The following is a 10516-nucleotide window of genomic DNA, read 5'->3' on the forward strand; positions in this document are numbered from 1 at the left end:
ACTTCGTCTATTCTTTAGTAGTATCTTTAAATAATTCTGGATGTATTTTTTTTGCAATCATTTCAAGGACATCTACTATTCTAGGACCAGCTCTTGAAATAATATTCTGATCAACAAGATATATTTTATCATTTTTTACAGCATTTAATGTTTTATACTGCTCATTATTTTTTATAGATTCAACTGTTTTTCCAGGACTATTTGGTGCTATATAAATATCTGGATTTTTTTCTACTAATTTCTCCACTGAATAATCAGCGTAGGAACCAGATGCATCACCAGCTATATTTTCTCCACCTGCTAAAGTAATAATTTCATCTATAAAAGACCCTGGTCCTGCGGTCTTTAACGGGTCTCCCCAAACTTCATAAAACACCTTTGGTTTCTTAGCATCTTTCACTTCAGATGCTATATAATCCATTTTAGCCTGCATAACAACCGTGATTTCCTTAGCTTTTTTCATTGTATTTGTTACTTGACCTATAGATTCGATAGTTGACATAACTTCTTTAATGGACTCTGGTTCATAGTTTAGTATCTTGATACCTGCAGCCTTTAATTGCTTATTAATATTTTCTTTACCTTCACCATATTGAACTACTAAATCAGGACTCAGTTCTATAATTTTCTCTATATTCATGCTATTATAACTACCAACAGTCTCTTTATCTTTAGCTGCTTCTGGATAATCAGAATACTTACTAACTCCCACTACTCTATTACCAAGACCCAGTGCAAATAATATTTCAGTATTATTTGGTGCTAAAGATACAATCCTTTTAGGTGCTTTTTCAAATGTTACTTCATTGTCAAATCCATCTTTAACTGTCAATGGATAATGGAATCCAACTGTATCATTTGTATTTTGTTCTTCTTTACTGTCATTATCTTTATATTCATCCTTCACCCTTATACAGCCTGATAACACTGTCATAGTTAATAATAATACCATAAGCACAGATATAATCTTTTTACCTCTCACTTTCATATATATCCTCCTCCGTTTTTTATTATAGCTTATTAAACATAAAAATACCTAGCTATTATTATGCTAGGATATATAAGTATATACCCTCCCTCCGAGACCAATTTGTTAGGCAGATATCCTGACTTGTGAATCATATTACTTCCAACGCCTTCCCGGTTCCCCAGTGGCATATGTTGGTTTCATCCTCACTTACAGTAGCGGGGGCTGTAGTAGATTTTCACTACTTTCCCTTTTAAGTTTCTTTATGAAACACCTAACTTTTTTATTATACTCATATAAAATAATAACAGATACAATTTGATTATTCAAGATTATTATAAACTAAGTTCATAATAGTCCTTTGTATTTACTTCAGATACCTTCTTTACTCCCTTGTTCTTTTCCCCTTTTAAAATAATTATTTCACTATACATAGTTTTAATTGAATCAAATCTTATTGTTGATTTATTAAAATAATTATAATCAATAATAAGCCAATAGGAATTTTCCCCAACTTTTATTACCGTCAGTCCTTTATAATTATCTTCCCATTTATTATTAATAGATATTTTTTTATTTATCTTATGTATTTCTATGTTTTTGACGTCTCTAGCTATTATACTATATAAAACTTTATTTTTAAAACTTTGTTGTCTTCTAGAAATAGTTTTTATATTTAATATATCTTTTATTTTATCAACAGATTTAAGTAAGATATCTCCATGGTCTCCATTTATAAATAGTTTTCTCCCAAATATAGATGCAACACTACTACTAATCACTGTTCCATCACCACGGGGACTTGTTATAACATATCCCGGTTTACCATCTATCCACAGTTCCTTGTCACTATCTACTTTATTTACACATATAAACCTTGAAGTCTCAATACCCTTACCTACTATTATATGGATATCTCCTATTCTACTGTAAAGTTTATCAACACTAGAATTCAAGTGATTAAGAAAACTATTTTTTTCTTGTATTCTATCATGGGATATAAACTGAATAAAGTCCTTATCATCCTTATAAAATAGATATTCTCCATATTCTCTACTTGGTAATAATTCTTTTGCTACAGGAAAAAACTTTTTCAAAAAATTAATATCCTGTTTTTCCTTATATACCTTTTTAAAAATCCATACAAATCCTTCCCAAAGTACTTTGAAAAATACATTCCCATTGACTTTATCATAGGGCAATTCTCCACCTTCCCAAAAATAGTAGGCCTTCACCGTCCCAGCATTGGGAGTACCAATCATTATTAATTTATTAATATCGTAATTGTACAAGTCACTTTGTATATAAGCTCTAGCCACCAACCCTCCCATGCTATGACATACAATATTTACCTTATTAGTTTTATATATCTGCTTAATTCTATTTAGCTCTGGTATAAGATAGTTTGTCCCACTATAATAATTCCCTTTTCTCCAGTCATAATGTACTACAAATAAATCTACCTCTTTCTTATATCCCATCCCCTCTAAACTTTTAATAAAAGGATCGTATATATAGCTAGCTGGTCCAAAACTAAACTCTCCTGTTCCTGGGATAATATCATCTCCCAAGGAACCAAATATACCAGGTATAAATACTAACGGAAGCTTTTTATTTGTTTGTATATTATAATTCATCATATTTATCACTCCACTACTTTTATATTTATATTATGATTTATAAATATAAAAGTTGATAAAAAAATAGTTGTGGGATTACGAATCCCCCAACAACAAAATATTTGTGGTTTTACATAAGTTATAGAATTACACTTCCTCTAATAACTAAGAATTCAAAAAACCACGTAGTTCCCAATAAATTTCATCAGTCACTATCAGAATAAAATTTTACGACCGTAGGGAGTGAAATAACCATATCTATTAACTATTAATTGTTAACTATTATCTATTAACTAAAAAAAACGGCCCTAGGGCCATTTTTTACTTATCTTTAGGTAATATTAAGTTTAGTACTATTGCCGCCAAAGTACCTGTGGTTATTCCTGAATGGAATATGATTGCTAATTTTTCGTGGAAATTATTTAGTAATTCTGGTCTAAATGCAACTGCTAGTCCTAATCCCATAGAAATAGCAATAACCAAACTGTTTCTCCTTGTAAACCTTACTTTTTTTAAAGTCTTAATTCCACCTACTGCTATCATACCAAACATCATTATTCCAGCTCCACCTAATACCGGATCCGGCATTATTGAAACTAATGCTCCTAGTTTTGGAAAAATACCAGACAACATTAAGATAATACCTGCAATAACAACAACAAATCTACTTGCAACCCCTGTTATAGGGATTATACCAACATTTTGACTAAATGATGTGTTAGGTCCTGCATTAAAAATACCAGCTAAAAAACTTCCAGTACCATCTGCCAATAGTCCTCCTGCCAACTCATCATGGGTGATTTTGTGGTTACTAGCTTCTCCAACTGCCATTAAATCCCCTATACTTTCCACTGTAGTAACTAAATATGCGGGAATAAATGCCAATAATGCTGTCCAGCTAAAATCTATACCATATTTAAAAGGTGTAGGAAAAGCTATCCAAGCAGCATCTTTAACTGGAGTAATATCAAGCATTCCCATAGGAATAGATATAATATAACCTGCTATAATACCTAATAATATAGCTCCTGCACTGAGAAAACCTTTTCCATATTGATTAAATAGTATAATTATTATCATTACAATCCCTGCTAAGAAAAGGTTTTCTAAACTTGCATACCCCTCTGCTCCTACTTGTCCTCCTGCAGCCCAATCGATTGAAACCGGTAATAAAGTTAAACCTATCAATGAAACAACCGTACCTGTAACAACTGGCGGAAAAATCTTCATAAGAGGTTTAATAAATCTACTCAATATTATTTCTACAAATGATCCTAATAAAGTTGCACCGAATATTCCCGGTAATCCCATTGTTGACCCAACCGCTATTGAAGGTCCTGCAAATGTAAAGTCTGTTCCCATTATACAAGGAAGTCTAGATCCTATAGGTCCAATCCCATAGGCTTGAATAAATGTAGCTAGACCTGCCATAAATAAAGTGGCATTAACAAAAAAAGCCATTTGTTCCATTGGCAGTCCTATGGCATTTCCTACTACTAAGGGTACCGCTACTATCCCACTAAATGCTGCAAATATATTCTGCAGTGCCAATGGTATAGCCATCTTAATAGGTGGCTTATCATTGATTTTGTACCTTAATTCACTATTGGTTTGTGCTTTGGTGTTTGAATTAACTGTTTCCACAATTGCCCCTCCTTTTTTAAGTAGCCCTAGTCTGAATATACAGCTACTATTTATTAAATGATAACTCTAATTATCATTTTCTTCTTTAATTTTTATTTCCCTTTGTAATATTAATACAATAGTTTTGCTAATTTTCTAACTTCTAAACTAAAGGGAAAATAATAATTTATTAATAATTTGTTATAATTATATTTTTTATGTCGTTGTTTGTCAAAACTGTTCACCGTTTTAATTTCCATATTATAGAAATATTTTTTGTTTTTTTTGTAATATTTTAATATAAAAAAATATGTTTTTCATCTTAAGAAAACGCTTACATATAAAAAGTTTACAATTCAAGGAAAAGTTAAATTGTAAACTTTTTATATGTAAATTATTTATTATATAATCTCTATAAAATAGCATTAATTTATAAATTATTTATTTTCTCTAATATTATTCCATTGTTCTCTAGCCATCTTTTCAATATTAGGTTTCGTTTTTATAAGAGGGTCTGAAACTACATTTCCAAACCAAGATACAGCTTTATCATTATCACCAAGTTTTCTATATAATTCTCCCACAAGATATCCTAATGTTATTTGATCCATATTAGTACTAGCTAAAGACTCCTTCATATAAGCTTCCTCATATGAATCCAATGCGATTTTTAAAAACCTATCTTCTTTTATGTCTTCTTTCATTCTATATAACCAAGCGGTTCTTAAAGAAACATTCCCTATATCTAATTTCTTACTATTTAATATTTGACAATTACATAATGCTATTAAATAACATTCAATAGCATCATCAACACTTCTCACTCCGTTAAATTCTCTTTTTTTCCATTTAGAAGTTATCTCTTTTTTTATTAATTCTTTATCTTTAGGTTTTACTTCTTCAAATTTAGATTCAAGGGCTGAATATCCACAATTAGGGCAAACAAAAACATCATATTTTACGGGATTCTCACACTTATAATGAGTAAAAAAATCACTATCTCTTTTTTCAACTCTAAGCTTTGACCTCTTTACTTTAGTCGTTTTAAATTTTTCATTGCATACAGGACAATCAACCTTCTTTTCATATAGTTCCTCCATTCTACCTCCTCCTACGTTATCTTTATATAAATCATTAAAAATAATATATCTATTTACAAATTATATTTGTGGAAAACAGAAACAAAGGCGCTGTCGGTGCTTCTGTGTTCTGTGCAGAGAACAGGGAGTTTTCAGCCCTAATATCTTGCTTTTAATTCATTCAAAGGTTATATTTTCTACCCCTGCGCCTTTTTTTATAATATGTTTTACAGGTTTATAAAAATCCTCTGTTATAATCCTACTATCTACTTTTTCCCCATCCACAAATATATTTTTATAAACCTTAACCTTATACCCATATCTACCTTGCTGAATAATCTTTATCTCTTCAGGTTTTAATGTTTCATCAACCTTTTCTTCAACTTCAGGTTTAATAACTTCTTCAGTAATTGATTGAAATTTTATAACCCTATTATCTGTTATCTTGCCTCCATAAATAGTAATAGTTAATTGTCTATTTTTTGATTTTACATCTAAGTATATGGGAAACTCATAATTATTTTTAAACTTAAAATCTAAATAGTCATATGCCACAGCAGCATCCAGGCCTTTTGGAACATACTTAACAGGAAGAGAATGATGATGTCTCTCCACAACTTCAAGTTCTGATAATAATACTGTATTATATAGGGTTGTAGATAATTGGCACACTCCACCTCCGACACCATCTACAAAATCTCCGTCTAATATTATTTTAGACTCCATATATCCTGTGTCTTTATTTCTAATCCCAGTAGCTTTATTTAAGGAAAATACTTCCTTAGGACTTAAGACTGTACCATTAATCTTTTTAGCAGAAATTTGTATATTATTAACTCTACCTAGACTACTAGTCTTAAAAAATGTAGTATAGGAACTCAATTTGTATTTTACTTTTTCTAATTCTTTTTTAGTTAATTTAGGTATATCTTTTATTACTGGTATATTAATATCGGTTTTATTATTTAATCCAATATATATCTCTCTCATCAATGAATTCTTATCTACTTCTATACCAATTACCTCTGGAGTTATTAAGAATCTACCATTTTTAAGTTCTATCTTGGCCCTTTTACTTTCAGTACCTATATCCCTATTAATTTTATCAATTACATTATTAATTTTTTTCTTATTAAAGGATAGCTTCATTACTATATTTCTTTTTCCTTTTTTTATAGTATATATTTCTTTTAACCTCATAAATATACTTCCTTTTCTACCAACATTTAAAGCTTCATTTACCGCTTCATGATAATTATAAGTACCCTCTATTTCGTTAAACATTAACTTGTATTCATAACTACTGTATTTTAGTTTAATATATGTACTATTTAAAGCCTTAGAAAAATAATTTTCTAATATTTTAATAACTTCAGTACCATTATAGCCTCCCACTGAGACATTGTTTATATAGACACCGTCATATATAGTGGTCTTATTTAAAGTAAAATAAAAAAATATTATACTAACTAATATTATTAAAATAACTGTAGAAACAACAATTCTAATCATGTTCTTCTTATTTAATAATAACATAATTCACCCCTTAATAATATATTATTAGTCATTAAATAGTATAAATACCTTCTTTATAAAATATTATTTAACTGTTTAATCAAATATGAGTAATATTAATTTAGAAATCACAAATATATCTAGACCAAATAAAATAGCTATACTATGTAATTACATAGTATAGCTATTTTATCTGGTTTGTATACATATATCTACTTATTCCAATATATCTCTAAATTATCTCCATCATTAAGTTTTCTAACATATTCTGCTTTCTCCCCATTTACTTTAAGAACCAATATGCCATTAGGTTTCGATAAATCAAAGTCTATGTGATCGAAAACATCTACAAAGATAAACTCTTTTTTATTATAGTTTATTATCTTTTCTTCTCCATTTATCTTTAGTGTGATAGTTTTGCCATTAGTATTGTTATTACTTTTCCTAATATAAGATTTATTATAGTATTCTATTGTATCACCGTCACTGATTAGTATATTACTATTTATTTTTTCATCATTTATATATACGTTATAATCCTGTTGGTCTAAACCTTGGCTTTTAAATAGTTCATCTACACTTTTAATTTCATTAACTTCTATTCTATCCTTCTCTTTAATGGTAATATTATCTTTTATAATATTACCATTAACCTTTATATCAGTAATCAAGTTAACTTTAGTCCCTGCTAACTTAACAGATTTATCCATATTTAAACATTCAAACAACTTTGGTACGATCTTTTCCCCTTCTTTGGCCTCATCAATTAGTACTATATCGTTATTTTTAAGTTTATATTCTAAATTCTCTAACTTATTATTAACATATATTTTGGCCGGTTCCCCAAAGCTTCCTTTTTTAATCTTAGTCTCCCCATTAATATAATATATAAAATCTTCACCTCTACTAGGTATAAGCTTTCTAGGGTTATATCCAACTAAAACCAGGGCATCAGAAACTTTGATCTCCTTAGAGTTAAATAATTTAATTTTCTTTCCATTAACCTTTATTTCAAGAAAATCCTTTTCTTTACTATTTAGAGCAGTTATTGCAATCCCAATTGGTGTTATACCATTGGGACCTTCTAAATCTTCCGAAACCCCATTTACATCGTCAATAATAGATGTGTCCCTTATCACCACCCTTTCTTCAGGTAATTCTAAGTATTCGGCTATTCTAGAAGTTATAGTTGGTATTTGACTCCCACCACCAATCAAAAACACAGCACTGGGAGATTTTCCATTATAGGCTATAATGTTTTCCGATATCTCTTTAGCTAAATTATCTATTGCATCACCTATGTTTCCAATAATCTCACTGGTATTCATATTATGCTCTATTCCTACTATATCATTGAATTTATGATTTTCTTGTCTATTCAGTTCTACTTTAAGTCTTTCTGCTGAATCATAGTCTAATAAATAAGATTTAGAAATTTTTTCAGTTATTTCATCTCCTGCAATGGAAGCCATAGCATAGGCAACTATGGAGCCATCTTTAGTTATGGCTATATCTGATGTTCCAGCACCAATATCCACAAGGGCTAAATTTAAAAGACGCATATTCTTCTTTATAGCTACATTAATCGCCGCAATAGGCTCTAAGGTTAAATTAATAACTTCAAGTCCAACTTTGCTCATTACAGTATAGAGACTATCCACGACAATATTAGGTAAAAAAGTAGCCAATACATCGGTTCCTATTTTGTTGCCCTTATGTCCTTCTAGATTCTCCATAAAGTTATCATCTAAATAATAGTTTATAACAGTATATCCAACACAATAATACTTATCATTATAGTCTTTATTTTCTTCTAAAGTCTGTTGAGCTTTTTGGATTGCCTCCATTTCCAAACTTTCAATTATTTGTTTGCTAATTTCCTGGGTAATATCAATATCCCTATCAACCCTAACTTTATATGTCTTTAAAGCTCTACCGGCTGCAGCAATAGCTACTTTATCTAATTTTATCTCTAGCTTCTCTTCAAGTTTTAACTTTACCTTCTCTACTATATCAACTACTCCTTTGATATCATGAATTTGTCCATCATACATTACCCGTTTATCATGTTCCATCATCTCAGTAGCTAATATTTTAAAGCAATCATCCCTGTATTCACCCACTAAGCCAATAACAGTCCTTGTTCCAATATCTAAAGAAAAAATTATATTTTTATTTTCTAAGTTCAAATTATTATCTAGTTCCATTAGAACACCTCTTCTTAAAGTTATCCACTAAAACTATTCTTCATAAGTTGTCATTTCTCCTTCTTTTTTTACAAATATAAAAATAGACTATGTAAATATCTATTTTTTATTCTTTTTATAATATATGCAATACTTCGTTAATGGACAAACTTCACAATTAGGTTTTCTGGCTTTACATATTCTTCTACCATGAAAAATCAACCAATGATGGGCATCAGACCATTTTTCTTTATCTATATTTTTCATTAGGTCCTTCTCAGTATCTTTAACATTATCACTTGAAGCTAATCCTATTCTATTTGAAACTCTAAACACGTGGGTGTCAACAGCTATAGCATCTTTGCCAAAGGCATTACTTATAACCACATTGGCGGTTTTTCTACCTACTCCCGGTAACTTTATAAGTTCTTCTCTAGTTTCTGGAACCTTACTATTATAATCATGAACCAATATATCACAGGCTCCCAAAATATTTTTACTTTTATTTCTATAGAAACCACAACTTCTGATTAATTCACCCAGCTGTTGTTGACTAAGGTTTAAAAAGTCCTTCGGTGTCTTGTATTTTTTAAATAGCTCCTTGGTTATTTTATTTACCCTAACATCTGTACACTGAGCCGATAATATTGTTGCAATTAACAGTTCAAAGGGATTAGAATGATTTAATTCCGTAGTTGCATCGGGAAAAGTATCTTCTAAAATATTTAAAACCTCATTTATCTCTTTTTTATTAAGTTTTTTTTTCACTTAATCACTCCTAGTTATAGTGAATTTATATCTTTAAATTTAAACTATAATATATAATATCCCAAATTTATATCTATAAACACTTATTTTAATTGACAATGGAGAGTTGACAATTGACAATTTAAGGTGATTTTACTCACTTTGTTCGTAAAATATTATATTTAAATCGGCTTTAGCCGATTTTTTTCCTTAATTGTCCACTGTCAATTGTCAATCGTCAACTTTTTTATATTCTCCAAATAGAAAGACCAATAACATATTTATAATATTTCAATATTATAATCGACTATTTCCACCCTACTATCCCTTTCTATAAACTTTATAACCTTTCCAATCATCTGGTCAGCATGTTTGCTGTTATTAGTTACACAGGATATTCCTATTAATGCTTTTCTCCACTTATCATTAAAATCCACCTCTGCTATAGATACATTAAATCTAGATTTTATTCGTTCTATTATACTTTTTATTACATGTCTCTTTTCCTTTAATGAATTTGTTTCATAAATCATTAATTCCAATGTGCAAGCACCAATTATCATATTTATCACCCCGTGGCAAAATTGGCTGAAAATCATAGCCAATTTTGAATTGTAAATTTTAAATTATCAATTGTAAATTAAAACCTTAAAGGGGCTGTCGGAAAATAGCAAATTTTAACTCGCCAGACCACAAATAAAGAAAAATGCTTAAGAACTTAATTTTAACTAGAAGTAAGTTTTTAAGCATTTTCTATTTTTTGACAAGAAAATTATTTCT

At 29.5% G+C, this 10516-nt stretch carries 8 protein-coding genes and 1 riboswitch; all 8 genes read right to left on the bottom strand.

Annotated elements, in window-relative coordinates; all coding sequences use genetic code 11:
- Positions 1-7: 7 nt before the first annotated feature.
- On the bottom strand, positions 8-988 hold the full coding sequence (locus V6137_RS14000; RefSeq protein ID WP_425448571.1) for an ABC transporter substrate-binding protein: 981 nt from the start codon (positions 986-988) through the stop codon (positions 8-10).
- Positions 989-1079: 91 nt separating this feature from the next.
- A riboswitch (cobalamin riboswitch) is annotated at positions 1080-1260 on the bottom strand.
- Positions 1261-1302: 42 nt separating this feature from the next.
- The gene (locus tag V6137_RS14005; RefSeq protein WP_425448572.1) at positions 1303-2607 is read right to left on the bottom strand and encodes a lipase family alpha/beta hydrolase; all 1305 of its coding nucleotides are present in this window, start codon (positions 2605-2607) and stop codon (positions 1303-1305) included.
- Positions 2608-2907: 300 nt separating this feature from the next.
- Positions 2908-4230 carry a nucleobase:cation symporter-2 family protein gene (locus V6137_RS14010; protein ID WP_425448573.1) on the bottom strand — a complete coding sequence of 441 codons (1323 nt, stop codon included), beginning with the start codon at positions 4228-4230 and terminating at the stop codon, positions 2908-2910.
- A 416-nt stretch (positions 4231-4646) separates the two neighbouring features.
- A complete protein-coding gene (locus V6137_RS14015) occupies positions 4647-5309 on the bottom strand; it encodes a DUF2225 domain-containing protein (protein WP_425448574.1) in 663 nt (220 codons plus the stop codon).
- A gap of 156 nt (positions 5310-5465) precedes the next feature.
- Positions 5466-6824 (bottom strand): VanW family protein, encoded by a 1359-nt coding sequence (locus V6137_RS14020; RefSeq protein WP_425448575.1) that lies wholly within the window; start codon positions 6822-6824, stop codon positions 5466-5468.
- A 191-nt stretch (positions 6825-7015) separates the two neighbouring features.
- A complete protein-coding gene (locus V6137_RS14025; protein WP_425448576.1) occupies positions 7016-9010 on the bottom strand; it encodes a cell division protein FtsA in 1995 nt (664 codons plus the stop codon).
- Between the two features lie 99 nt (positions 9011-9109).
- Positions 9110-9757: an endonuclease III gene (gene nth / locus V6137_RS14030; protein ID WP_425448577.1), complete on the bottom strand. Its 648-nt coding sequence runs from the start codon at positions 9755-9757 to the stop codon at positions 9110-9112.
- A gap of 260 nt (positions 9758-10017) precedes the next feature.
- Positions 10018-10299: a DUF503 domain-containing protein gene (locus tag V6137_RS14035; RefSeq protein ID WP_425448578.1), complete on the bottom strand. Its 282-nt coding sequence runs from the start codon at positions 10297-10299 to the stop codon at positions 10018-10020.
- Between the last annotated feature and the right edge of the window lie 217 nt (positions 10300-10516).

The organism is Dethiothermospora halolimnae (genome assembly GCF_037577855.1).
GTDB lineage: Bacteria > Bacillota > Clostridia > Tissierellales > VENL01 > Dethiothermospora > Dethiothermospora halolimnae.

What these genes read in the sequence shown, in the direction of transcription:
- V6137_RS14000 (WP_425448571.1), bottom strand. Translation starts at nt 988, where the DNA reads ATGAAAGTGAGAGGTAAAAAGATTATATCTGTGCTTATGGTATTATTA.
- V6137_RS14005 (WP_425448572.1), bottom strand. Translation starts at nt 2,607, where the DNA reads ATGATGAATTATAATATACAAACAAATAAAAAGCTTCCGTTAGTATTT.
- V6137_RS14015 (WP_425448574.1), bottom strand. Translation starts at nt 5,309, where the DNA reads ATGGAGGAACTATATGAAAAGAAGGTTGATTGTCCTGTATGCAATGAA.
- V6137_RS14020 (WP_425448575.1), bottom strand. Translation starts at nt 6,824, where the DNA reads ATGTTATTATTAAATAAGAAGAACATGATTAGAATTGTTGTTTCTACA.
- V6137_RS14025 (WP_425448576.1), bottom strand. Translation starts at nt 9,010, where the DNA reads ATGGAACTAGATAATAATTTGAACTTAGAAAATAAAAATATAATTTTT.
- V6137_RS14035 (WP_425448578.1), bottom strand. Translation starts at nt 10,299, where the DNA reads ATGATAATTGGTGCTTGCACATTGGAATTAATGATTTATGAAACAAAT.